Here is a 25,999-nt window from a genome sequence, read left to right on the forward strand (position 1 = left end):
TCACGGGAGTATTATTATGAAAGAAGGTGCATATTACAGTGTATAAATTAAATCAAAATGAAACCCCAGTTTTTGACGCTTTAATGGAGTATGTTAATAGAAATACAATTCCTTTTCATGTTCCTGGTCACAAAAAAGGGGAAGGAATGGATAAAGAATTTAAAAATTTTATAGGAGAAAATCCTTTTAAAATTGATGTAACTGTCTTTAAATTAGTTGATAGTTTACATCATCCCACTGGTGCTATTAAAAAAGCACAAGAATTAGCAGCTGATGCTTATGGAGCAGATGCAGCATTCTTTTCAATCCATGGTACTTCAGGTGCCATACAAGCCATGATTTTATCTACAGTTGGTGATGGAGATAAAATTATAATTCCAAGAAACGTTCATAAATCTGTTACTGCAGGTATTATATTAAGTGGGTCAGTACCTGTCTATATGCAACCTGAGCTAGATAAAAAAGTAGGAATAGCTCACAATGTTACACCTGAAACTGTTGAAGAAACTTTAAAAGAAAACCCTGATGCAAAAGCAGTTTTAATCATAAATCCTACTTATTACGGAGTATCTACAGATATAAAAAAAATTGCAGAAATTGTTCACAACTATAATATTCCTTTAATTGTGGATGAAGCTCATGGTCCACACCTTGGTTTTAATGATAGATTACCTATATCCGCTATGAAAGCTGGAGCTGATATGTGTGCTCAAAGTACTCACAAGATAATAGGTGCTTTAACTCAGTGTTCATTACTTCAAGTGAAATCCAAAAGAATAGACATAAATAGAGTTCAGCAAGTACTAAGTTTACTTCAAACTACATCTCCCTCTTATATATTGATGGCTTCTTTAGATTGTTCTAGAAGACAAATAGCCCTAAATGGTAAAGAACTTTTAGATAAAGCTATAGATCTAGCAACATATGCCAGAGATGAAATTAATAAAATTCCTGGTTTTTATTGTTTTGGGAAAGAATTATTAGGAAAGCCTGGAGTATATGCTTTGGATCCTACTAAGATTACTATTAATTGTAGAGATTTGGGTATTACTGGTTATGATTTAGATATGCTATTATGTGAAAAATATCATATTCAAGTTGAATTATCTGACTTATATAATGTACTTGCTGTGGGTTCATTTGGAGATACTAAAGAATCTATAAACTCCCTAATAAATTCATTAAAAGAAATTAGCCAAGAATATTATGGCAAAGGCACAAAACAAAATAGTTTTATAGATGTTCCTGAAATACCAGAGAACACAGCAGCTCCAAGAAAAGCATTTAATGGTATTAAAGAGTGTGTTCTTTTAAAAGACAGTGTTGGGAAAGTAAGTGGTGAATTTTTAATGGCTTACCCTCCAGGAATTCCAGTATTATGTCCAGGAGAAATAATAACTCAAGAAATTGTGGATTATGTAGAGAGATTAAAAGAAACAGGATTGTATGTCCAAGGTACAGAAGATCCTGAAGTTGAATATATAAAAATCGTAAGATAAAATGGACAAAACCTCAGATTAAAATTAATCTGAGGTTTTTATATTGTAAACTTTGCATTATAATTATATTCTATTAATGTCTGTTTTTTAAAATTGTGAATAAACATAAGTATATTCGCTGGAAAAAACAATACTTATTATTAATATAGCAAATAATATTATAAAGTGAAATATAGAATTAAAAATAATACTACTTCTTATAATGATAGGTTTTTTATTTTCTTTTAATTGGTCAAAAAAATAACAAGCTAATGCATCTGATTTCTGCTTTAGCTCTTTATAAGTCAATTTATCATGTCCATAAATTTGAGCAACTCTATCCGTTTCTGCATAACTGTCTATTCTCGACAAAAAATCCATAGTTAAAATCCTCCTTCAGCTTCTATATTAACATTTTACTTTTTACATTATTTATGTCAAATATACAAGCATTATTTCTTATACACATATTATCATATATAACTCTATGTTTAATAATATGTATTATTAAACCATTCAATATATTCTCGCATTATAAGATTATATTTAAATGAAATTCATTAAAGTTATATTTAAACTTAATATTAAAATATTTAGTTTTATTTATTACAGGATAATGCACCTAGGGCTATAGAATATAACTTAGTTTTTGCTGTATCCGCTCTTGACACTAAAACTATAGGACATTTAGCTCCAACAACTATTCCAGCATTTTCCGCTTTAGCTAAATACCCCATAGATTTTGCAAGAAAATTTCCTGATTCCATACTTGGAACTAAAAGTATATCTACATCCCCTGCTACATCACTTTTTATTCCTTTATGTTCCGCCGCTTCTTTAGATATAGCATTATCTAAAGCTAATGGCCCATCTACGACGCACCCTTTTAATTGTCCTCTTTTATTCATCTGAGTTAATGCTGCTGCATCTATGGTAGATTGCATATTAGGGTTTACCACTTCTACCGCACAAATTGGTGCTACTTTAGGGTTTTGTATTTCTAAAGAATTTGTAACTTTTACTGCATTTTTTAAAATAGCTATTTTATCATTTAGTTGAGGGTAAGGTACAATCCCCCCATCTGTTAAGAATAATAATTTATGATAAGTTGGTACATCATATATCATAACATGAGACAATAAATTTTCCCCTCTTAATCCTGCTTCTTTATTTAATATAGCCTTTAATATTTCTCCTGTTCCAATCATTCCTTTCATTATAAAATCTGCTTTTCCAAGAGTTATTAATTTCACTGCACTAGCAGCGGCTTGCTTCTTATTTTTTTCATCTATTATTTTTATATCATTTATATCTAAATTTTCTTCTTTTGATATAGCTTTTATTTTATCTATATCACCTACTAAAATCGCATGGACAATTCCAAGATTTACTGCCTTAACTACAGATATAAGAACCTCTTTGTCTTCCGCCACTGCTACAGATAAAACTTTCTTTTCTTTTTCTTTAGCTAACTTTATAATATCTTTAAGTGATTTTATCATAGCTAAATCCTCCATTTTAATTTATTAGTAAACCATTACAAAATCTATTATTTATATATGCTAACAAATCAATTGACATATTATAAAATAAAGGTTCAAATGAAGTTTTTTATTTAAAAATACTTGTCCTCATCTGAACCTTATAAAGTTCTATAATATTGCATAGATGTTTTTTTAAGATGACCTCACTATAGACATGTAGTTTCATCTTATTGAAAATTAGATAGCTATTAATTATATAAAATATTACTATTAAAATATCTCTTTATCTAGTATATTATCTTTCCATCTATATCTTTTATACTGCCACATCCGGTTAATATCATAGCTGATTTCAATTCACTTTTTAGATTTTCAACGTATGTTTTTACTCCTTCTCTTTCTCCTCCAAAAGAAGCTGTTACAAAAGGTCTTCCTATTAAAACTGCATCTGCTCCTAAAGCTATCATTTTCAATATATCCACTCCAGTTCTTACACCACCATCTGCTAATATTGTCACCTTTCCTTTAACAGCTTCTGCAATTTCAGGTAATACATCTGCTACACCTGGAGTTTGATCTAAAACTCTACCACCATGATTTGATACTACAATAGCATCTACTCCTGCTTCTACAGCTAATTTAGCATCTTCAACTGTCATTATACCTTTTAATATAAATGGTAATTTAGTACTTTCTACTATCTCCTTTATTTCTTCCACAGTTTTAGGTCCTACTGGCTTTCCATGAAGAGCCAACGTTATAAGTCCTGCTGCATCTATATCCATACCAACAGCATAAGCTCCTGCTTGTTCTGCTAATCTTATTTTATTTATTACATTATTGTTTTCCCAAGGCTTTATTATAGCAATTCCTTCTCCATTAAATTTTTTAAGTTGCTCTAAATTTGTAATTAAAAAAGAGTCTATTGCAGTATCTCCTACCATTGGATATATACCTGAATCTCTACATCCACCAATTACCCAAGATATGTACTGTTCCTCTGTAAATTTACCTCCCATATTTAAAGTAGTTCCTGATACTGGTGCCGCAAAAATAGGCATATCCATTTTCTTCCCAAATAGTTCTATACTTGTATCAGAATTTTTTGCATCATGAATCAATCTCATGTTTAACTTATATGAATCTAATGCATCTATATTTATAGTAAAGGCATCTCCTGTCCCTTTACCACCCATACCAGGCACTTCACCACTACAGGCTTTCCCATTACATACTTTGCAAACTCTACAACTTCCATTTAAGTTTTCACGTGCATTTTTTAATACATCCTTATATTTCATTTTTTATCCCCCTTAAAAAATACATAATATCTTTAACACTATCCATTGTATCCTTATCATAATTTAATTATAATTTATATCTATCTTAAAGTACAAATAATTTATTGAAATTTTAGTGAACAATCCTTAAAATATAAATCTATGAAATTATAACCCACTTACTTATAATTTAGTTATTATCTTTTTTATAGCATACATTTCTTCATAATTAATGGTTTATTTTAAATCTCATATTTCAATTTTTATATTTATTATTATAATATTTAAGTCATATAAATATATTTTATAATAAAACCATCTTCTATTCTTTTACTGAACATACAATGTATAAAAGCTAATATTTTATAAAAATTTTGAGATAACTATTTGAGATATATAATTAACTATTAAATTATATATAATTGCAGTAATACAACAGACTACCAAAATCTTTAACGCTTTCTTATTTTTTTCTTCTATATTACTCCTATATAATTTTATAGTCTTATATGCTCCTATACCGCCAATACACCAACATACCAATCCTTCCACCGATAATATTGGTATCATAAGATAAATTAAAAGTAATATCCATACCATGTCTAATACCTCCCTTTAAAATAATTAGCTTTTATCATATTGTTAGAAGTGTTTATTATATCAATAAATTTTTTCTTTTCTTCATCCGGAACATGTTTACCTCTATAAGTTTTATTTGTTAAAACAGTGTAATCTAAATTTGTATTTAAAAGATTTCTTCCTAAAGCCGTATTTATATATTTATCTTCACTTATGCCCATAAGGTAACTTATAGTTGGAAGAAAATCTACCTGACCTCCATTTGTTCTAATTTCTTCTCCTTTTATATTTTTTGAGTAAATTATTAAAGGAACTCTTCTATCGTTGTTTCTCCATTTTTCTGGTATACCCTTAAGAGTACCAGTTTCTTCACTAAAGAACTTATGAAGTCCTTCATGATCACCATAAAGTGCTATAACTGTATCTTCCATCATACCTTTTTTATCAAGTTCTTTTATAAACCTTCCCAACATTTCATCTGTATAATGTGCAGCTTCTATAAAAGCCCCTGTCTTTGTATCTTTTAATTCTTTGGGTATTTTAATCTTCACCTTATCTCTAGGAATATTAAATGGGCTATGACTACTTGCTGTTATCATAAATGTATAATATGGTTTTTTCTGAACTTCTATTTTTTTTACTGCTTGTGATAGAAAACTTTCATCACTTAAACATAATCCTAATATCTCATCTTTATTAAATTTTGATATATCTAAACATGTGTCAAATCCCATATGTCTTTCAGAAGTCATCCAATTCCAATAATTACCTTTTTCTCCATGCATGGAATATGTATTATATTTTTCATTTTTAAAAAGTTTTGGCAATGAATTATAATCATTATAAGGATAAGTGAATGCACTAGTACCTGCTATTGGTGGATACATGGAATTATTTGAAACAAAAACTCCATCAGAAGTTGTACCACTAAAGGTATGTTCATGGTAATTAGAAAAATATATTGAATTACCAAGTAACTTATTTAAATTAGGGGTTATTTCTTCTCCATTTATCTTTTCATTTATAATAAAATTTTCAAAAGACTCTAATTGTATAGTGATTAAATTCTTACCCTTAAAAATACCACTATAATTATTTTTAGAAAGTTTTTTTTCTTTTGAATTAAAATAAGTTTTTATTTCATTTTTCTCTTCTTCTGATAGATTATAAACCTTCTTATCTTCTCTATAGTTATAAAAATCAAATAAATGATAACCTAGTGGTGATAAGTTATACATTACTAAATTTTGAGACCAAGTTTTTTTAAACAGAGTCTGACAAATATATCCTCTACCAAGCTTGTCTATTTTTATGTGTGCATATCCTATATATAACACAGGTAATATAAGTAACAAAGCAAACTTTTGTAGGCTTTTTTTATAACTTTTACATTGTAATTCTTTTATAGATAAAATTATTAATATTATTGGATTTATAAAAAATATTAAGTCTACTATTCTAAACATAGCTAATATACTTGAAGATAAACCATCTAAGTTATTTACCATATCGAACATATAAAAATTTAAAAATGAACTATAGCTTCTGTAATACCATAAATCTAATATTAAAAGCATAGAAATCATTATATTAATTATTATTATAAAAACTTTTTGCCCTATACCATTAAATATAAAAGCAAAAGAATATGGTATTAAAGTAAAAGCTACATATATTAATATGGTAGGTACCCCTAAGAAAGCACTTCTAAAATCTATACTAACTGCATTACCATCTGACAAAAGCAATACAAATAAATAATACTCTATAAAAGTGCCTATTATTGCTGTAAAAAAAAAATTATTTTTTAAAAGTTCTTTTATATTTTTTTCTAAAGAACATAGTATCTTTTCCATACATAAAATCTCCTTAATTATAAATGTATTATTATAATAATTACTAAAGTTCATGTCCTAAAAAGTTTTTTATAATAAAAAACCATTTGAGTTTTTTTATTTATATAAAATACAGCTCCCCCTTTACCAATATTACTTAAATCATAATACCAAATCTATAATCAATTCTAAAGAAAGTCTTAAAAAATACTTAATATGAAATATATTTAAATATTATAAAATTATTCCTTATATTGTTACACGTTATCTATGTTTAATAATTATGTTAAGTTAATCTAGGTCTATTTTTATGGATAATTCATTACTGTATACAATAATTTACATTAATCTTGTTATAATGTAAATGCTCTACTATTATACTTCAAAAGAAATTAAGGATATAAATCTATCATAAAACTAATAGACCCATATCCTTAACCTATTAATTACAATTTATCTATGAAATCATCATCCTCTGTATAAACCTTTATGCCATTTCTATTTAAAAGCTCTGCTGTTACCCCATTTCCAGATTTTTTATTACCTAAAAAAGTACCATCATATATAGTACCAAAACCACAAGACGGACTTCTAGCTTTTAATATAGCTACTTTCGCATCACATTCTTTTGCTATTTTTAAAGTTTCATAAGCTCCCTTCAAAAATTCTTTGGTAGAATCTTCTCCATCCGGTCCTATAACCTTAGCTTTTCCATTTAGTACATCTGCTCCAGTAGCGTTATTTATTTCATGAGCTGGTCTTGGAGTTTGCTGCCCTCCTAATTGTTCTGGACAGACTAAAACGGCTTTTCCCTCTTTAAATAACTTTAATACTTTCTCATTCATATTATTTCCGCCACTATATTTGCAATTAACTCCACAAAGGCAAGCACTTATTAATATCATATAGCTCCTCCTTTTACCCATAAACCTATTTACTACACAAATCTTTAATAAACTATTTATTATTAAATTTCTATGACTATTCTTAAAAGTTCAATGAAATATATTTATAAATTTAATATATATATGAATATCTATTTTAGTTCCACTACTGTAACACCAGTTCCACCTTCACCATATTCACCTAATCTATGCTTTTTAACATGAGGATGGCCTTTTAACATATCCATAATTGTTTTTCTTAAGACTCCAGTCCCTTTTCCATGCACTATAGTGACTTCTCTTAAACCACCTAAATAAGCCTCATCTAAATATTTGTCTACAGTATACATAGCCTCTTCTGAATCCATACCTCTAAGATCTACAGAAGATTCTACTTTTCTTAGGTTTAAATTAAGTTTTTTAGATTTTTTAGTTTTTGAATAATTACTATTAGAATTACTTCCTTTAGCAGCTCTTAAATCTTTCATATTAGCTGTTATTTTCATAATTCCAGCTTGAACTAATACATCACCTTTATTGTCTGGTTTAGATAATACTATTACCTTTTGATTTATTGAAGCTAACAGAACTTCGTCTCCTTCTTTTACATTCTTTAAAGCTTCTCCTTTATGAACAGCTTTTATTTCCTTCTCTTCAATGGAATCTAATTTATCTTTTAATTTTTTTCTTTCCTCTTCTAATTTACGTCTCGCATCTGAAGAGTAACCCATTCTTTCTAATTGTCTAATATCTTTTAATATTTTATCCGCCTCTTCTTTTGCTTCTTTTATTATGTTTTTAGCTTCTCTTCTTGCTTCTATCAATGCATTATCTCTTACTTTTTGAAGTCCTTCTAATTTTTCTTGATATTTTCTCTTCTCTTTATCTCTTTCTAACTTAAGATTTTCTGCCAGTCTAGCATCTTCTTGAGCCTTTATACTTTTTTCTTGTAAATTTTGAATTAATTCTTCAAATCTTATGTTTTCATTTGATATATTTTGTCTTGCAAAATCTATTACATAGTCTGGTAAACCTAGCCTTTTAGATATTTCAAAAGCATTTGATTTACCAGGTACACCTATTAGCAATCTATATGTGGGTCTCAATGTTTCCACATCAAACTCAACGGAAGCATTTTCTACCCCTTCTCTTTTTAATGCATAAGCCTTTAATTCACTATAATGAGTTGTGGCAATTATCTTACATCCTCTTTCTCTCAAGTTTTCTAATATAGAAATAGCTAAGGCTGCCCCTTCTGTTGGATCCGTCCCTGCTCCTAATTCATCAAACAATACCAAAGAATTTTCATCTGCCTTATCCATAATATCTACTATATTTTTCATATGAGATGAAAAAGTAGACAAACTCTGCTCTATACTTTGCTCATCCCCTATATCTGCAAAAACATTATGAAAATAACCTACTACAGAATTTTCTCTAGCTGGAATCATAAGTCCGCTCATAGCCATTAAATGTATTAAACCTACAGTCTTTAAAGTTACAGTTTTACCTCCTGTATTAGGTCCTGTTATTATTAGAGATGTAAAATCTCCCCCTAGCTTAACACTTATAGGTACTACTTTTTTTCTATCTATAAGAGGATGTCTTCCCTCTATAATATCCACAGTACCTTCATCATCAATAATTGGACATGTACAATTATATTCGCTAGCAAATTTAGCCTTTGCAAATATAAAGTCTAATTCCCATACTATACTAGCATCTGTCTTTACCCCTGTTATATTAGAATTTATTCTTTGAGACAAGACGCTTAGTATCCTTTCTATTTCTGCCTTTTCTTTTAACATGAGCTCTTTTATTTCATTATTTAAATTTACCAAGCTCATAGGTTCTATAAAAAGAGTAGCTCCTGTGGAGCTTTGATCATGTACAAGCCCTGGTACTGCACCTTTATGTTCTGATTTTACTGGTAAAACATATCTATCTCCTCTAACTGTATATATATTTTCTTGAAGATAAGAGGAGTAACTTCTAACCAAAGAATTTATTTTATCTCTTACAGAATAATTCTTTTCCTTTAAAGATCTCCTTATATTATAAAGAGTAGAACTAGCTCTATCTGCTATTTCATCTTCTCCTTCTATGGCACTAAATATTTCTTCTTCTATTTTAGGTAAAGAAAAAATGCCTTCACATATATCCTCTAAAACTCTATAGCTTTCTTCTTCTTCCTTATGATTTATATATTCCTTAAATCTTCTTGCACATCTTAAAACCGCTGCTATTTTTAACAACTGACCTGGCAATAATGTGGATCCTTTTTCTGCTAAAGAAATTCCATTTCTTACATCATACACCCCTTCAAATGGTGGTGCTCCCTTTGTAACTAATAATTTAAATGCCTCTTTTGTTTCTTGTAGATGTTCTGTTACTTCATATACACTATCATAAGGTCTTAAATCTTCTATTATATCCTTTGCAGCTTTTGTACAAGTATAATTTTTTAAAAACTCCTGTATCTTATTAAATTCTAAAACCTTAATGGATTTATTTTTCACTTTATTACACCCCTTTAAAAATTCCTACTAAATTCTATATTTAAGCTTAATTACATTTTTATATAGCACCTATAGTTTAAGTTATAAATAATATTATTAAACTATTCTACTCCCCTTTTATAATGTCCCCTAGTATAATTTTTAAAATCTCTATTCCATTTTTCCTCTTTAAGAGATCTTAGTATATATTGGCACTCTTCATAACTTTCATCAGAAAAATCTAATCTAAAACTATCAATACCAAGTGTTTTTATTTCTTCTATATTACCTATTAAATTAATATCTGAATTATTATATATGTAACTTCTACAAAATATATCAGTATTAACTCTAAATTTAGCATCCATTCTGTCCTTTAATATATAACTTCCTCGCTCACAAGCTTTATTACAGGAATGACAACTATCTTTCCCTCCAAATATACTGCCTATAGGACAATATTCACTAACCATATTTTCTATTTTACCATATATAATCATTTGACTCTGTAATTGCATATGTTTCACTATAGATTTAATATCTCTTTTATTAAGCTCTACACTTAAACAGCTTCCTTTTATAAATTTATTATAAAAATCACCTGCAAAACTATTAAATATATTAAGCTTATAGTCCCCTATTATGTCTGTTCTGTCATTAAATTTACTTATTATACCTAAATTTGAAGTCACTATACCCTTTATTTTATGTAAATTATCTTTTATTATCTTTTCTACATAATTAAATTCACTTTTTATAATATTAGGAGCTTTTAGATGTATATTTAAATTTTCATATTGAGCATATATTTTATCTAGGCTTAATGATTGGCTCATAAATAAATCTATTATTATATTGTTAAATCCATTATCCACTATAGCTTGCAATTGTTCATAAGTATATACTGAAAAAATATAATTAGGTAATTTGTTATCTCTTATTTTATTTATATTTCTATATATATTATCCACATTCACTGCATTTATTTTTCTACAGTATGGACATTTTTGTAATATTTTTTCTTCTATGGAATTTATAAGTATTCTACGGCAATTATTTATTTCAGAAACAGGTAAAAATCCTTCTTCATAGGAATTAAACATAATTTTATTTATCTTAAAAGGAGTTTCCCCACTTTTCATTAGATTTTCTTCTATTTTTTCCATAGATAAAGGTTTTTTTAGTGCCTTTTCTATTTCTTTCCCTTCTACGGAATACTCTTCTCCATTATATATACAACTTAATTTTATTTTTTCTCCTACTTTAAAATCTAAATTAGCTTCTAAATAAATTTTTCTATTAAATTTATCTTCATATATTTTACCTAAGGATTGTAAAAGTTCTATATCTGAGGTTTTATATAATTCATCTTTAAATTTATAATTTAAAGGTTTTATTTTTACTAGGTCTCCTCTGTAGGCTTTTTCTACTTCCTTATTGTTTTTAATTATACTAGATACTATAAAGCCTCTATCACCATTTCTTATACCATCTTTTATTTTTAAATTTTCTTCTAATTTTATACTTTTATCCTTATTTACTTTTCCTAAAGATAATCCTGTATTTTTGGGAAAAGAATATGCCATCATATCTTTACCTTTGTTTCCGTAAATGTATGCCTTTGAAAAACCTTCTCTATTAAATAACTGCATTAACTGTTTTTTATTCTCTTCTTGTTTAAAATCTTGCTTATTTATAACTGCATCTATAGCTTTTCTGTAACTTCTAACTACACCAGCCACATATTCTGGTCTTTTCATTCTTCCTTCTATTTTAAAAGATGTGGCACCAGCATTTATTAGATCCTCCATGTTATCTATGTTGCACATATCCTTAGGACTTAATAAGTATCCCTTTTTTTCCTGACCATTTTCCTCATTTATTAATGTATAAGGCAATCTGCATGGTTGAGCACATCTACCTCTGTTTCCACTTCTTCCACCTAATATACTACTCATCAAACATTGTCCTGAATAACAAATACAAAGAGCTCCATGTATAAATATTTCTGTTTCTATGCCTAAGGTTTTTGAAATATGCTCTATCTCTTCTAATGAAAGCTCTCTTGATAAAACTATCCTTTTAAATCCTAGTTCTTTCAAGAACTTAGCTCCTTCTCCATTATGTACTGTCATTTGAGTAGACGCATGAATTTCAAAATCAATAAAATTCTCTTTTATCAATTTTGCTATTCCAGTATCCTGTATTATTAAAGCATCTACTGCTATGGAATATAAAAATCCTATGTATTCTAAGGCTTCTCTTATTTCCGTTTCCTTTATTAATGTATTAACTGTAATATATACTTTAACGCCATATAAATGGCAATAATTTATAGCTTCCTTTAATTGCTGTTCATTAAAATTACTAGCATAGGCTCTAGCAGAAAATTTGCTTCCTCCCATATATACTGCATCTGCTCCTGCTTCTACTGCCGCATATAAACTTTCCATGCTTCCTGCTGGAGCTAACAATTCTATATTATACATACAAAACCTCTTTCCTAAATATTTTACTAAATTATATTATACACTAAATAATGTTTAAAAAGAATTAAACATATATTACATATTCATATACTATATATTAAAAATTCAATATGTTATAATATTCTTATATGTTGTACTTGAAGTATAACTCTATAGATAATAATAAATTAAAAAATTATTTTTATTATTAGAACACAATAAAAAATAGTAAAGGGCTTTTCCAAACGGAAAAGCCTTTTACTATTTTTTTATTTGTAACGGATTATTTTTTTTCTTTTCTTTAACTAAATTTAATTGACTATCCATTAATTTTTTTTCTAAATCCAAAATTTTATATTTAGAAGATTGTAGTTGAAATTTCAACTCTTTATTTTGAATCTTAGACTTATTACTCTCTTCCATGTATTTCTGTGCTGTCTTTTCCATAAGACTCATTTGCTCTTCTAACTTATCTATCTTTTCTTTATTCTCTTTTAATGGATCTTCTATGTCTTTAAATTCTACATTATGCTCTAATTCTTTGTTTTTTTCTTTTTGTTCTTCTAACAGTTTTCTCATTTCTTCTAATTTTAAGTTTTGATGATGTTGAATTTCCTCTAGTTTATCTACTTGTAGTTGTAATTTTTCTATGTCATCATCCTTTTTTAACCCATCATCTACAGCATTTATTGCTGTTAATATAGCAGCTGAAGAAGTACTCAATTTAGGATTATTATCTAATATATGAGATATCTTTTTATCCACATATCTAGCTACTTTATGAAGATAATCCTCTTGTTCTTCTCCCTTTAAATTATACTCAACTCCATTTATTTTAACCGTTATAATATTCATGAATACACCCTCTTAGATATTCCTATTATAAATGTTATTTATACTACTGTTTACTAAAATAGGATTTATTATTTTATCTTTAAATCTTATTATAATTAACTACCTTTTGTAATAATCAAAAGCTATATAAATATATGATAATTTTCATAATCTTCTATAATAATTCTATCATAAAATATACATTTATAAAACAGAATTTTGTGTTTTAATCTCTAAGTTGTGCTCCTAATTTATGTTCTAAAGTTCTTACTATTTTATCATGAACTTTATTTACTTCTGAATCTTTAAGAGTTCTTTCTGCATTTCTATAAACTATAGAATATGCCACACTCTTCTTTCCTTCTGGTATTTGCTTACCCTTATAAACATCAAACAGTTTCATACTTTCAAATATATTTCCGCCACCATTTTTAATTATATTTTCTATTTCTTGTACTAACACTGTATCATCTACAATAACTGCTATATCTCTAGTTACTGCTGGGAATTTTGGTAAATGTCTATATTCCTTTTTAACATTAGCATGTTTATATAAAACATCTAAGTTTAACTCTGCAATATAGCATCTTTCATCCATATCATAATTATCTTGTACATCTGGATGTATTTCTCCTAAAGTACCAACATAATTTTTGTTTATATAAAGTTCTGCTGTTCTTCCAGGATGGAATGCATAGTTTTCCTCTTGTCTTTTTAATTTCCAATTATCTATACCTAATGCATTTAATATATTTTCTGCTATACCTTTTAGATTGAAATAATCCACATTACCGTATAATCCAATAGTAACAATATTTTTTTCTTCTGGAAGTTCTGTAGGATCCTCTGTAGGAATATATATCTTTCCAATTTCAAACAAAGAAGCATAATCATTATTTCTTGAATAGTTTCTACTTAAAGCTTCCATCATAGAAGGTATTGTGGTAGTTCTCATTATACTAAAATCTTCACCTAAAGGATTTTTTATTTTAACTACTTTTCTTAAAACACTATCTTCTTTTAGATTAATTTTATCAAATACTTTTGGGCTAGCAAAAGAATAACTTATGGATTGATTTAATCCGCTTGCCATTAATGCTTCTATAACTTTGTCATCTAAACGTTGCTTTTCATTTTTTCCGGCTTGCATAGTAACACTTTTTATTGTAGTTATTGGAACATTATTGTACCCATATATTCTTGCTATTTCTTCTGCTATATCTTCTTTTATATTCAAATCACTTCTAAACGTTGGAACATGTATTTCTAAAATATCTCCATTTATTTCTGTATTAACATCTAATCTATCTAAGCACTCTTGCATAATTTCTTTTGATATATCTGTACCTAAAAATTTATTTATCCATTTACTATCTACTTCTAATGTATGAGGTTCTACTTTGTTTTCATATACATCTACAGAACCTTCCATTACTTCTCCTGCATCTAATTCTTGAACTAATTTACAAGCTCTATCCATAGCTAATTCTACTAAATTAGGATCTATATCTTTTTCAAATCTAGAAGAAGCTTCTGTTCTTAAACCTAACTTGTTAGCTGATATTCTTATATTAGTTCCATCAAAATTAGCACATTCAAATATTATTTCTTTTGTATCTTCTTTTACTTCTGAGTTTAATCCTCCCATTATACCAGCAAGGCCTACAGTTCTATCTCCATCTCTTATATTAAGTGTATCTACATTTAATTCTCTTTCTATTTCATCTAATGTAGTAAATTTTTCTCCATCCTTAGCTCTCTCTACAACTATAGTATTAGTTCTGATTTCTCTTCTATCAAATGCATGCATTGGCTGACCTAGTTCTAACATTACAAAGTTAGTTATATCTACTATATTATTTATAGGTCTAACACCTGCTTCTAATAATCTCTCCTGCATCCAACCAGGTGATTGCTCTACCTTAACATTTTTAATTCCTCTTGCCATATATCTTCTACAAAGACTATCTCTTACTTCTACTTTTAAAGAATCATTTATATTTTCATTACATTTTGGAGAAAATTCTACTATTGGAATAGTATATTTTTTATCTAATGTAGCAGCAGCTTCTCTAGCTATCCCTATTATACTTAAACAATCTGGTCTATTAGATGTAATTTCAAAATCTATAATAGAACTTTCCATCTTTAATACTTTTTTTATGTCTTCTCCTATAGGTGTATCTTCTGGTAAAATCATAAGTCCATATACAGGTTCATCTCCTGCCATGCCTAACTCTTCTTCGGAACAAAACATTCCATTAGATACTTCTCCTCTTAGTTTTCCCTTCTTAATTTTTAGTCCACCATGTAATGTAGATCCATGAAGTGCTACAGGAATTATATCCATTTCTTTCATATTTTTAGCCGCTGTAACTATTTGAATATTTTCTTTTGTACCTATATCAACTTGGCAAATAGAAAGCTTATCAGCATCAGGATGTTTTGTTATTTCCATTAATTTTCCTGTAACTACATTTTGTATTTCATCCCCTGTAATAATAACTTCTTCTACCTTTGATCCTGATAATGTAAGTCTATCTCCTAATTCCTTTGGAGAAATATCATCTATATCTATATAATCATTTAACCATTTAACTGGAACTTTCATTTATTCTGCCTCCCTATTTATTTTTTATATATTTTAAAAATCATTCTTAAATCTTAGAATTGGTTTAAGAATCTCATATCACTTTCATATAATAGTCTTATATCATCTATACCATATTTCATCATAACCATTCTATCTACTCCAAATCCAAATGCAAAGCCACTATAAACTTCTGGATCTATATTACAATTTCTAAGTACTTCAGGATGAACCATTCCGCAACCTAGAAGTTCAATCCATCCACTTCCTTTACATACTCTACATCCTTCTCCATTACATACAAAGCATGTAGCATCCATTTCAGCTGAAGGTTCTGTAAATGGGAAATGATGTGGTCTGAATTTAGTTTTAACCTTATCCCCAAACATCCTTTTTGCAAATAGTTCCAATGTACCTTTTAAGTCTGAGAAAGTTATTCCCTTATCAACTACTAAACCTTCCATCTGATAAAATATTGGTGAATGAGTAGCATCCACTGAATCTGAACGATAAACTTTTCCTGGAGCTATCATCTTAATAGGCGGTTTTTCATTTTCCATAGTTCTTATTTGTATTGGTGATGTTTGAGTTCTTAAAACTACATTATCATTTATATAAAAAGTGTCTTGTTCTCCCCTTGCCGGATGATTTTTAGGTATATTTAACGCCTCAAAATTATATCTATCAAACTCAACTTCTGGACCTTCTTCAATTGTGAATCCCATAGATATAAATATGTCTTTCATGCTTTCTAATGTTAAATCTAAAGGATGTCTTTTCCCAACTACTTGTTTTTTTCCTGGCATAGTTATATCTATAATTTCATTTTCTAATCTCATAGATTTTTCTTTATTTTTTATTTCAGAGAAGGCTTCTTTTATAGTATCCTCTATATATAATCTTATCTCATTAGCAATTTTACCTATAACAGGTCTTTCCTCCTGAGATAAGGCTCCCATACCTCTTAATATTTGTGTGAGTTCACCTTTTTTTCCTAAGTATTTTACTCTTATATTTTCTAATTCATCTTTGCTTAAAGCTGTTTTCAATTCATTTATTGCACTATTTTTAATATCTTCTAATTTTTGTCGCATAACGGTGCTCCTTTCTATTTTCATGTTTAATGTATAAATTTTTATAATAAAAAAAGCTCATCCCATAGAAGGGACGAACTAAATCCGCGGTGCCACCCTAATTAATATAAATAAAATTTATATTCTCTTAGTCAGTGTTATCGATACTGTATCGCTAAAAACTACTACTATTTCACTTTTAGAACTCAGAAGTGAACTTCAGTATAAAATATTTTAGGGGTTCACAGCCTACCACCCACATTCTCTTAAAAATATTTTAAACTTACTCTCTTCATCATAGTTTAATATTTATTATTTTTATCCTTTTTCATAATTTTACATACTGTTTAGTTTTTTGTCAACTGTCTATTTACCAAATTGTCTTATTCTCTCAAACGTCATTATAGAACATGCCACTGCCACATTTAAAGATTCTGCACCTCCAGGCATAGGAATTTTCACCTTTATATCGCTAAGCTCATTTAAATCTTTACTTATTCCGTTACCTTCGTTTCCTACAGCAATTATAATGTTTTCTTTCATGTCTATATCATAAAAATTACTGTTTGTATCTAGAGAACTAACTAATAATTTAAAGCCTTGGCTTTGAAGTAATTTTACTTTTTCTAAATTTTCATCTTCCATTACAAGCATGTAAAAAATTGATCCCATAGTAGATCTTAATGTTTTTTCATTGTATATATCTACTGTTCCTTTGGTTGTTATAATACCCAAAGCTCCTGCAGCATGAGCAGTCCTTATTATTGTGCCCATATTACCAGGATCTTGAACTTTATCTGCTAAAATATAAAACCCATTTTCATGATTAAAACTATTTTTATTAAAATAGTTTATTACTGCTACTACACCTTGAGGATTTTCTGTATTACTTATACTTTTTAAAACAGAAGAATTAACCGCATAAGTGTCTATATTATCATTTACATTATATGTTTTGTATAACTGTTCTAATTTATTCAAACTGTTTTCTTCTATAAAAACTTTATTTATATTACTGTTAGATTTTAATGCTTCTTCAAAAAATCTAAAACCCTCTACAATAAAACTCTTACTTTTTTCTCTATATTTTTTTTCTTTTAACTTTCTTACTTCCTTTATTAGCTGGTTATCTTTACTAGAAATCATTTTTTCTATAATACACCCCATTTTAGTATAGTAAACTTGAAGTTATTTATTAGTCTACATTCATAATTTCAACCTTAGTAAGATCCTCTTCACTACCTATGGCAACTATTATATCTCCTGACTCTACTGTATCTTCTGCAACTGGTGACACATTAATTTCTTCTCCTCTTTTTAGCGCAACTACATTAATACCATAATTAGCTCTTATATTTAATTCATTTAGAGTTTTACCATGCCATAATTTTGGAGTTAATATTTCCGCTATACTATAGTTAGGAGATAATTCTATATAATCTAATATATTAGTGGAAACTAAATTATGAGCAACTCTAACTCCCATATCTCTCTCTGGGAATACTACTCTATCTGCTCCTATTTTATATAATACTTTAGCATGGATTTCAGTATTAGCTTTAGCTATTATATATTTTACTCCCATTTCTTTTACTAGTAATGTAGCCATAGTACTAGCTTGTATATCTGATCCTATAGTTATAACAGCAACATCAAAATTTCTTATACCCAACGCTCTTAAACTATTCTCATCAGCAGCATCTATTTGTACTGAATGAGTAACACTTTCTGATATACTTTGGACAATATCTTCACTTGAATCAATAGCTAATACCTCATTCCCTAAAGTATACAAAGTTTTTGCTACTGAAGTACCAAATCTTCCAAGTCCTATAACAACAAATTGCTTTTTTCCCATAATAACACCTCTAACCTACTAATATTTTTTCTTCAGGATATTTAATAGAACTATTTCTTAATCTTTTGGCAAAAGCCATAGCTAAAGTCAATGGTCCAACTCTTCCTGCATACATGGTTAATAATATAACTACTTTACCAACAGCTGTTAATTTAGTAGTTAAGCCTAAAGTTAAACCTACTGTAGCAAAAGCCGATGTTGCTTCATACAAATAGTATTCAAAAGGAACCTTAACCTCTGTTATTGATAATATCATAGTGACTGTAATAACCAACGTCAAAGCTATGATAGTTATAGCTAAAGCTCTATATACAATTTCTTTACTTATTCTCTTTTTATTTATTTCCGTATCTTGTTTTCCTCTCACTACAGAAACTACAGTCATTATAAGTACTCCTGCAGTTGTAACCTTTATCCCTCCAGCAGTAGAGCCTGAAGCTCCTCCTATAAACATTAAAATTATAGTCAAAAAGATTCCTGCCATAGTCATATCAGATGTTGATATTGAATTAAATCCTGCAGTTCTTGGAGTAACAGCAGCAAAAAATGATGACAATACTTTATTACCAAAAGTCATGTTAGCCATAGTTGCTGGATTTCTACTTTCAAATATGAACATTAATATAGTTCCTATAATTACCAATAAAGCTGTAGCAGAAAGAACTAATTTAGCATGAGTAGATAACCTTCTATGACCTTTATAATGATATATCTCATACCACACATAGAAGCCTATTCCACCTATTATTATTAAAAATGCTATAACTAAAATTATAACAGGATTATTATAAACACCAGTTAAACTGCTAAAATTACCGAACAAATCAAATCCTGCATTACAAAAAGCGGACACAGAATGAAACACACCATAATATAGCCCTTTTGCTAATCCATATTTAGGGATAAATTGTGTTGATAATAATAGTGCTCCTGCTCCTTGTATAGAAAACGTAAATATTAACACATATCTAGCCATCTTAACTAGACCTTGTATATTAAAGGTATTTAATGCTTCTTGCATAACAAGTCTTTCTTTTAATGTTATTTTTTTACCTAAAACTAATGCAAGTAAAGTTGCAAAGGACATAAATCCTAGTCCTCCTATTTCTATAAGCATCATAATAACCGTTTTGCCAAAATAAGTCCAATATGTTCCTGTATCAACTACAACTAACCCAGTAACACAAACAGCAGATGTAGCTGTAAATAAACAATCTAAAAAAGATGTCCTCTGACCACTTTGTGATGATATAGGTAAACTAAGTAATATTGCTCCTATAACTATTACTGCAGCAAATCCAAGACATAATATTTGAACAGGTGTAAATCTTTTATGAATATGTAGCATCTTCATTTAGCTTTATTCCTCCCCACCTAAAAGATAAATTCATTATAACATTCACTATTATTTTGTCAATTCACAAAAATATTAAAAAATACGGCTATATAAGCCGTATAATTTTCATATTTAAGTATTATGCATTTAATTGTTTTTTAGCTACATCTACTAATTCAGAAAATGCTTTTGGATCATTTATAGCTATTTCTGAAAGCATTTTTCTGTTTATATCGATTCCTGCAGTTTTTATTCCATTCATGAATTTAGAGTATGAAAGTCCATTCATTCTTGTAGCAGCGTTTATTCTTGCTATCCATAACTTTCTATAATCTCTTTTCTTTAATTTTCTTCCCACGTAAGCATTTCTTAATGCTCTTATAACTGATTCATTTGCTGTTTTAAATAACTTGCTCTTTCCACCGTAGTATCCCTTTGCAAGTTTTAATATTTTCTTATGACGTTTACGAGCGTTCATTGCTCTTTTTACTCTTGCCATTTTAAACTACCTCCTTTGTGCTCCTATAATTATAGGTATGGTAATACTTTCTTCATTACTTTTTCTTGACTTTCTGAAACGTATCCAGCTTTTCTTAAGTTTCTTTTAGTCTTTCTACTTTTCTTTGTTAATATATGACTTTTAAAAGCTTTAGCTCTCTTTAATTTACCTGTTCCAGTTACTTTAAATCTTTTTGCTGCAGCCCTTTTTGTTTTCATTTTTGGCATTGCGATTTCCTCCCCTCGTTATTGCGCTTTTCTTGGCGCTAATATCATTATCATATTTCTTCCTTCTAATTTAGGTGATTTTTCTATAACACCATCTTCTTCTATTTTTTCATAAAAGGATTTTAATATTTTATTTCCTTTAAAGGAATAATCAGCTTCTCTACCTCTAAATCTAACAGTTACTTTAACTTTATTTCCTGCATTTAAAAACTTCTTAGCATTGTTAGCTTTAATCTCAACATCATGTGTATCTATTGTTGGACTTAATCTAACTTCTTTTAAGTTTATAACCTTTTGATTCTTTTTAGCTTCCTTTTCTTTTTTAGTTTGTTCATATAAGAATTTACCATAATTCATTATTTTACAAACTGGTGGTTTTGCAGTTGGAGCTATAAGTACTAAATCTAGTTCTTTCTCATCTGCAAGTTTTTGTGCCTCACTTGAAGATACTACTCCTAGTTGTTCTCCTTCGCTGCCTACAAGTCTTACTTCTTTTTCACGGATTTTTTCATTCATAAGATAGTTTTTGTTAATAATCTTCACCTCCAAAATATTAGACCGAAAACACTTAACAATTTTCATGTATAATAAATAAAAGACGGCTTAAAGCCGTCTTTATAAACAATAATAAAAATTAATTTTATATACTCTAACCTTACTAGCAATGCCGTAAGGTGAGAAACGGCCTGTTTCTGCTTACATAAAATATTATTAAGTTATAATTAACCCACTGGTTAATCAACAAATAATATTATACTATGGATGTATTAACAAGTCAATATTTTTTATAGAATTTTTTTATTCTTATATATCAATTTATTATTAGTTAGTCTTCTCACTAATTTCACACTTTATTTTTTCTATAAATTCTTCTAATGATACAGCTCCTAAATCTCCATGTTTTCTACTTCTTACAGCTACTTTTCCTGCTTCTACTTCTTTATCTCCAAGTATTAGCATGTATGGTACCTTTTGAAGTTGTGCTTCTCTTATCTTATATCCTATTTTTTCATTTCTTGTATCAATTTCTACTCTTATATCGTTCTCTTTAAGAGCTTCTTCAACTTTCTTTAAATAATCATATTGAGAATCTGTTATATTCATCAATTTAACTTGTACTGGAGCAAGCCATGCTGGGAATGCACCTGCATATTGTTCTATTAATATACCTATAAATCTTTCAACACTTCCATATATAGTTCTATGAACCATAACAGGTCTATGTTTTTCTCCATCTGCTCCTATATATGATAGATCGAATCTTTCTGGCATTTGGAAATCAAGTTGAATAGTTCCACATTGCCATGTTCTTCCTATGCAATCTTTCAAGTGGAAGTCTATCTTTGGACCATAGAAAGCACCATCACCTTCATTTACTCTATATTCTTTTCCTATAGAATCTAAAGCTTCTCTTAATCCATTAGTTGCTATTTCCCAATCTTCATCACTACCCATAGAGTCTTCTGGTCTTGTTGAAAGCTCTACAAAATATTCAAAACCAAATATTTTATAAAATTTGTCTATTAATTTAATTACTCCTACTATTTCTTCTTTTATTTGGTCTTTTGTCATATATAAATGAGCATCATCTTGAGTAAAACATCTTACTCTCATAAGTCCATGTAGTGCTCCAGATAATTCATGCCTATGAACTATTCCTAGTTCTGAAAGTCTTAATGGAAGATCTCTATAAGAATGCATAGAATTTTTATAAACTAATATTCCACCTGGACAATTCATAGGTTTTATTGCATAATCACCATTATCTATATTAGTAAAATACATATTTTCCTTATAATGATCCCAATGACCTGATTGATGCCATAATGCTTCATTTAATATTAAAGGTGTTCTTATTTCTTGATATCCTGCTTTTGTATGCTCTTCTCTCCAGAAATTTTCAAGAATATTTCTTACAACCATTCCCTTAGGATGGAAGAATGGAAATCCTGGTCCTTCTTCATGTATACTAAATAAATCTAATTCTTTACCTAATTTTCTGTGATCTCTTTTTTTGGCTTCTTCAAGCATATTTAAATATTCATCTAATTGGCTCTTTTTAGTAAAAGCTGTACCGTATATTCTTTGAAGCATTTTATTGTTTTCATCGCCTCTCCAATAGGCTCCAGCTAAAGATAATAATTTTACTGCTTTAACCTTTCCTGTAGAAGGTACGTGAGGACCTGCACATAAATCTGTGAAATCTCCTTGCTTATAAAAAGATATAACCTCATCTTCTGGTAGATCTTCTATAAGCTCAACTTTATAATCTTCATTTTTTTCTTTCATAAGCTTTATGGCTTCTTCTCTTGGCAATTCAAATTTTTGTAATTTATGATCTTCTTTTATTATTTTCTTAATTTCTGACTCTATTTTTTCTAGCATTTCTGGTGTAAAAGTAAAATCTGCTTCAAAATCATAGTAGAATCCATTATCTATAGCAGGTCCTATAGCTAATTTTACATCTGGATATAATCTTTTAACTGCTTGAGCTAACATATGTGATCCAGTATGTCTTAAAGCCCATTTTCCCATTTCATCTTCAAATGTTAAAATTTCCAAACTGCTATCTTTATCTAATTTAGTCATTAAATCTACTGTTTCTCCATCAACTTTAGCGGCTAGAGCCTTTTTATAAAGTGCTGGACTAATTTTCATAGCAATATCAGATATTTTTATTTCTTCTTGAAATTCCATTATTTTACCGTCTTTTAATGTTATTTTTATCATAAAATTGTCCTCCTTCAAATAAAAATTAATATAAAAAAACCCGTCCCAACACATGGGACGAGTGTATTTTCGTGGTTCCACCCAATTTAATAGCAGCGCACTACTATTATCTCTTTACCCTTTAACGCAGGAAACGGTTATACTTACTTAGTTCAGTATACAACTCTAAGGTGGTTTTCAATAGAACTTATACAGAAAATCTTTCAGCCCAAGGATTCTCTTCTCTTTGAATAGTACTCTATTTACTCTTCCTTTTCATAGTTTATAAATTTATTTTAATTTAGGTATATTATATTAGCTATAACTAAAAATGTCAATACTATTATACCTTTTTTATTAATTTCATTAAATTTTATTGTAAGTATGTTTTAATTTTATAGGTTTATCTCCATCATAGATACTTACTCTTTCTTCAAAAACATTTTGTATAGTATTAATCAATTCCTTATTTGTACAATTCTCTATATTATATATATTAATTCTTTTTGGTACATTAGTTATAAGCCAGCTTATAAGCATGTCATCTACAGATATACTTTCTACATGTTTAATATCTGAAACTTCTATATAAATTTCACTGGTTAAATCATTACCTTCAGAATCTTTTAATGTATATTTACCGCTGGGATCTATTAATATATTAACTTTATTCAATTTACTTTCCTCTATCTCCACAAAATATTTTAACAGTTTTATAAATTCATTATATTCTTTATCTACCATATATTTTTCTACTATTTTATCTACTATACCTTTTATATCTGTAAATATTTCTCTACTTCTAAAAGTTAAAAATCCATCTATATTTATTTCATTGTTCTCATCAATACATTTATCTATTTTTTTTATTATTTCATTTTTTTTATTTAAGCAGTATATTGAATCTTCTATATACCGTTTATCCTTATCCTTCAAACCATCTGAAATTTTTTTAAATAAATCTTGTATTTCTTCTTTCTTTAAGAAAAAATAAGAATCTGATATAAATTTATTGAGTTCTGTTTTTGTAAATTTATCTATAGCTATATAATACAATATATTAACTAAACCATCATTAATTAAATTTATAACTTTTTTATCTAAAAATTTTTCTTCACAGTATATCTTTATGAAGTGAGTTCTATCTTCTATATTTTCTGATAATCCAATTACCACATCTTTTGATTGAAAATATTCCTTTAATTCTACTAATTTATCAATCAATTTTTCTCTTTCATTATTATAAACCAATGTAAATAATAACATAATCTCACTCCTTTCCTTAAAAATAGTATGCGTCTAAAATAAATTCATATACTAAACAATTATAAAAAAATATCGACATATTACTTAATATATTGAAATTTTTCTCAAATAAAATTACTATATTCTTTAGTATATATTTTTAAGGAGAATTATTTATGAAAATAGCTTTAGTAGATAGTAGAATTTCTAATGAAGAAAAAGACAATTTAGAAAAGAAGAATATTAGGGTAATTGGCTGCCCTTGTAGCAATGTTTTATATCCCGCTGTATGTGGTCATCCTGATATGTTATTAAACGTAATAGATAATAAAAATATTGTTTTACACAAAGATATGAATAAAAATTTTGTAGAATATTTAGGCACTTTAGGAATAAACATACTAAAATCCGCCAAATCATTACAAGATAAGTATCCTAACGATATAATATTAAATGCATTAAATCTTGAAAATATATTTATGCATAAATTAAACAACACAGATCCTAATCTACTTTCTTTGGTAAAGCATAAAAAATTATTGAATATCAACCAAGGATATTCAAAGTGTTCTACTGCTGTAGTTTCCCAAAATGCCATAATAACTAATGATCTAAAAATAGGAGAGATTCTTAAAGATAATGATATAGATATACTTTTATTACCTCCTGGAGACATACTTTTACCTGGTTTAGACTATGGTTTTATAGGAGGTACTTGTGGACTTATAGATAATAACGCCTTGGCTTTTTATGGTAACCTAACTCTATATAAATATGGGGATAAAGTTTTAAAATTTCTAAAAAAACACAATGTAAAGCCTGTATTTTTGAGCAACGACAAATTAATAGATAGGGGCAGTATTTTTTGTATAGATATTAAGTAATTCGGAAATTTATAATAAACTTATCCATATCATCATTTATTATTACTTATTTAACTATTAAGGTATTGGTAACAATAAATAATAAATACGAACAAACTTATTTTGCCCTTAAATGACATTTATAAAAACAATATTAATATAGTTATCTAATCTTCCAAAATGTATTCTAAATAAATATTATCTTAAATATAAAAAATAAAAATGCACTTTATAAATTGATTTGTAAAGTGCACTTTTT

21 protein-coding genes and 3 other annotated features are annotated in these 25,999 nt (G+C 28.1%); of the genes, 2 read left to right on the forward strand and 19 right to left on the reverse strand.

Going from position 1 to position 25,999, the window contains the following annotated elements; translation table 11 throughout:
• Nucleotides 1-38: 38 nt before the first annotated feature.
• A complete protein-coding gene (locus tag NGI68_RS07870) occupies nt 39-1,499 on the forward strand; it encodes an aminotransferase class I/II-fold pyridoxal phosphate-dependent enzyme (protein ID WP_251860932.1) in 1,461 nt (486 codons plus the stop codon).
• Nucleotides 1,500-1,586: 87 nt separating this feature from the next.
• Here NGI68_RS07870 and NGI68_RS07875 read toward each other — a convergent pair whose 3' ends face one another.
• The 19 genes from NGI68_RS07875 to ytxC form a co-directional block, all read right to left on the reverse strand.
• A complete protein-coding gene (locus NGI68_RS07875; RefSeq protein WP_251860933.1) occupies nt 1,587-1,859 on the reverse strand; it encodes a hypothetical protein in 273 nt (90 codons plus the stop codon).
• A 218-nt stretch (nt 1,860-2,077) separates the two neighbouring features.
• Nucleotides 2,078-2,980 (reverse strand): phosphate butyryltransferase, encoded by a 903-nt coding sequence (locus NGI68_RS07880; protein WP_251860934.1) that lies wholly within the window; start codon nt 2,978-2,980, stop codon nt 2,078-2,080.
• Between the two features lie 269 nt (nt 2,981-3,249).
• Nucleotides 3,250-4,263, reverse strand: a complete 1,014-nt coding sequence (locus NGI68_RS07885; RefSeq protein ID WP_251860935.1) for an alpha-hydroxy-acid oxidizing protein — start codon at nt 4,261-4,263, stop codon at nt 3,250-3,252.
• A gap of 342 nt (nt 4,264-4,605) precedes the next feature.
• Nucleotides 4,606-4,842: a hypothetical protein gene (locus NGI68_RS07890; protein ID WP_251860936.1), complete on the reverse strand. Its 237-nt coding sequence runs from the start codon at nt 4,840-4,842 to the stop codon at nt 4,606-4,608.
• A 2-nt stretch (nt 4,843-4,844) separates the two neighbouring features.
• The gene (locus NGI68_RS07895) at nt 4,845-6,677 is read right to left on the reverse strand and encodes an LTA synthase family protein (RefSeq protein WP_251860937.1); all 1,833 of its coding nucleotides are present in this window, start codon (nt 6,675-6,677) and stop codon (nt 4,845-4,847) included.
• Between the two features lie 425 nt (nt 6,678-7,102).
• A complete protein-coding gene (locus NGI68_RS07900; protein WP_251860938.1) occupies nt 7,103-7,561 on the reverse strand; it encodes a 2-thiouracil desulfurase family protein in 459 nt (152 codons plus the stop codon).
• A gap of 131 nt (nt 7,562-7,692) precedes the next feature.
• A complete protein-coding gene (locus NGI68_RS07905) occupies nt 7,693-10,059 on the reverse strand; it encodes an endonuclease MutS2 (RefSeq protein WP_251860939.1) in 2,367 nt (788 codons plus the stop codon).
• Between the two features lie 101 nt (nt 10,060-10,160).
• Nucleotides 10,161-12,527: a U32 family peptidase gene (locus NGI68_RS07910; protein WP_251860940.1), complete on the reverse strand. Its 2,367-nt coding sequence runs from the start codon at nt 12,525-12,527 to the stop codon at nt 10,161-10,163.
• 240 nt (nt 12,528-12,767) lie between these two features.
• Complete coding sequence (locus tag NGI68_RS07915) at nt 12,768-13,361, reverse strand: cell division protein ZapA (protein WP_251860941.1); 594 nt, start codon at nt 13,359-13,361, stop codon at nt 12,768-12,770.
• Between the two features lie 205 nt (nt 13,362-13,566).
• Nucleotides 13,567-15,951: a phenylalanine--tRNA ligase subunit beta gene (pheT, locus tag NGI68_RS07920; protein WP_251860942.1), complete on the reverse strand. Its 2,385-nt coding sequence runs from the start codon at nt 15,949-15,951 to the stop codon at nt 13,567-13,569.
• A 53-nt stretch (nt 15,952-16,004) separates the two neighbouring features.
• Entirely contained in the window at nt 16,005-17,024 is a 1,020-nt protein-coding gene (pheS, locus tag NGI68_RS07925) for a phenylalanine--tRNA ligase subunit alpha (RefSeq protein WP_251861122.1), read from the reverse strand.
• 66 nt (nt 17,025-17,090) lie between these two features.
• Nucleotides 17,091-17,311, reverse strand: a binding site (T-box leader).
• A gap of 58 nt (nt 17,312-17,369) precedes the next feature.
• A complete protein-coding gene (locus NGI68_RS07930) occupies nt 17,370-18,149 on the reverse strand; it encodes a TrmH family RNA methyltransferase (RefSeq protein WP_251860943.1) in 780 nt (259 codons plus the stop codon).
• 49 nt (nt 18,150-18,198) lie between these two features.
• Nucleotides 18,199-18,861, reverse strand: coding sequence for a potassium channel family protein (locus tag NGI68_RS07935; protein ID WP_251860944.1), 663 nt, complete (start codon nt 18,859-18,861; stop codon nt 18,199-18,201).
• A 10-nt stretch (nt 18,862-18,871) separates the two neighbouring features.
• On the reverse strand, nt 18,872-20,215 hold the full coding sequence (locus NGI68_RS07940; RefSeq protein WP_251860945.1) for a TrkH family potassium uptake protein: 1,344 nt from the start codon (nt 20,213-20,215) through the stop codon (nt 18,872-18,874).
• 121 nt (nt 20,216-20,336) lie between these two features.
• Nucleotides 20,337-20,696 (reverse strand): 50S ribosomal protein L20, encoded by a 360-nt coding sequence (rplT, locus tag NGI68_RS07945; RefSeq protein ID WP_251860946.1) that lies wholly within the window; start codon nt 20,694-20,696, stop codon nt 20,337-20,339.
• 29 nt (nt 20,697-20,725) lie between these two features.
• On the reverse strand, nt 20,726-20,923 hold the full coding sequence (rpmI, locus tag NGI68_RS07950) for a 50S ribosomal protein L35 (RefSeq protein WP_003357520.1): 198 nt from the start codon (nt 20,921-20,923) through the stop codon (nt 20,726-20,728).
• 18 nt (nt 20,924-20,941) lie between these two features.
• Entirely contained in the window at nt 20,942-21,466 is a 525-nt protein-coding gene (gene infC / locus NGI68_RS07955) for a translation initiation factor IF-3 (RefSeq protein WP_251860947.1), read from the reverse strand.
• A gap of 41 nt (nt 21,467-21,507) precedes the next feature.
• Nucleotides 21,508-21,627 (reverse strand) — a sequence feature (ribosomal protein L20 leader region).
• A gap of 118 nt (nt 21,628-21,745) precedes the next feature.
• Nucleotides 21,746-23,653 carry a threonine--tRNA ligase gene (gene thrS / locus NGI68_RS07960; RefSeq protein ID WP_251860948.1) on the reverse strand — a complete coding sequence of 636 codons (1,908 nt, stop codon included), beginning with the start codon at nt 23,651-23,653 and terminating at the stop codon, nt 21,746-21,748.
• 50 nt (nt 23,654-23,703) lie between these two features.
• Nucleotides 23,704-23,921, reverse strand: a binding site (T-box leader).
• Between the two features lie 77 nt (nt 23,922-23,998).
• A complete protein-coding gene (ytxC, locus tag NGI68_RS07965; RefSeq protein ID WP_251860949.1) occupies nt 23,999-24,898 on the reverse strand; it encodes a putative sporulation protein YtxC in 900 nt (299 codons plus the stop codon).
• Nucleotides 24,899-25,053: 155 nt separating this feature from the next.
• On the opposite strand from ytxC, the gene NGI68_RS07970 reads away from it, so the two are divergent.
• Complete coding sequence (locus NGI68_RS07970) at nt 25,054-25,761, forward strand: DUF6873 family GME fold protein (protein ID WP_251860950.1); 708 nt, start codon at nt 25,054-25,056, stop codon at nt 25,759-25,761.
• The last annotated feature ends 238 nt before the right edge of the window (nt 25,762-25,999 follow it).

Origin of the sequence: Clostridium sp. Marseille-Q2269, assembly GCF_943736985.1 — a bacterium.
In the GTDB taxonomy this organism is placed as follows: Bacteria; Bacillota; Clostridia; order Clostridiales; family Clostridiaceae; genus Clostridium_F.

Coding starts and splice junctions, on each gene's coding strand:
- NGI68_RS07890 (WP_251860936.1), bottom strand. CDS start 4,842: ATGGTATGGATATTACTTTTAATTTATCTTATGATACCAATATTATCG.
- NGI68_RS07875 (WP_251860933.1), bottom strand. CDS start 1,859: ATGGATTTTTTGTCGAGAATAGACAGTTATGCAGAAACGGATAGAGTT.
- NGI68_RS07910 (WP_251860940.1), bottom strand. CDS start 12,527: ATGTATAATATAGAATTGTTAGCTCCAGCAGGAAGCATGGAAAGTTTA.
- NGI68_RS07900 (WP_251860938.1), bottom strand. CDS start 7,561: ATGATATTAATAAGTGCTTGCCTTTGTGGAGTTAATTGCAAATATAGT.
- ytxC (WP_251860949.1), bottom strand. CDS start 24,898: ATGTTATTATTTACATTGGTTTATAATAATGAAAGAGAAAAATTGATT.
- NGI68_RS07935 (WP_251860944.1), bottom strand. CDS start 18,861: ATGGGAAAAAAGCAATTTGTTGTTATAGGACTTGGAAGATTTGGTACT.
- rplT (WP_251860946.1), bottom strand. CDS start 20,696: ATGGCAAGAGTAAAAAGAGCAATGAACGCTCGTAAACGTCATAAGAAA.
- pheS (WP_251861122.1), bottom strand. CDS start 17,024: ATGCGACAAAAATTAGAAGATATTAAAAATAGTGCAATAAATGAATTG.
- NGI68_RS07940 (WP_251860945.1), bottom strand. CDS start 20,215: ATGAAGATGCTACATATTCATAAAAGATTTACACCTGTTCAAATATTA.
- pheT (WP_251860942.1), bottom strand. CDS start 15,951: ATGAAAGTTCCAGTTAAATGGTTAAATGATTATATAGATATAGATGAT.
- NGI68_RS07915 (WP_251860941.1), bottom strand. CDS start 13,361: ATGAATATTATAACGGTTAAAATAAATGGAGTTGAGTATAATTTAAAG.
- NGI68_RS07970 (WP_251860950.1), top strand. CDS start 25,054: ATGAAAATAGCTTTAGTAGATAGTAGAATTTCTAATGAAGAAAAAGAC.
- NGI68_RS07895 (WP_251860937.1), bottom strand. CDS start 6,677: ATGGAAAAGATACTATGTTCTTTAGAAAAAAATATAAAAGAACTTTTA.
- thrS (WP_251860948.1), bottom strand. CDS start 23,653: ATGATAAAAATAACATTAAAAGACGGTAAAATAATGGAATTTCAAGAA.
- NGI68_RS07930 (WP_251860943.1), bottom strand. CDS start 18,149: ATGATTTCTAGTAAAGATAACCAGCTAATAAAGGAAGTAAGAAAGTTA.
- NGI68_RS07880 (WP_251860934.1), bottom strand. CDS start 2,980: ATGATAAAATCACTTAAAGATATTATAAAGTTAGCTAAAGAAAAAGAA.
- NGI68_RS07885 (WP_251860935.1), bottom strand. CDS start 4,263: ATGAAATATAAGGATGTATTAAAAAATGCACGTGAAAACTTAAATGGA.
- rpmI (WP_003357520.1), bottom strand. CDS start 20,923: ATGCCAAAAATGAAAACAAAAAGGGCTGCAGCAAAAAGATTTAAAGTA.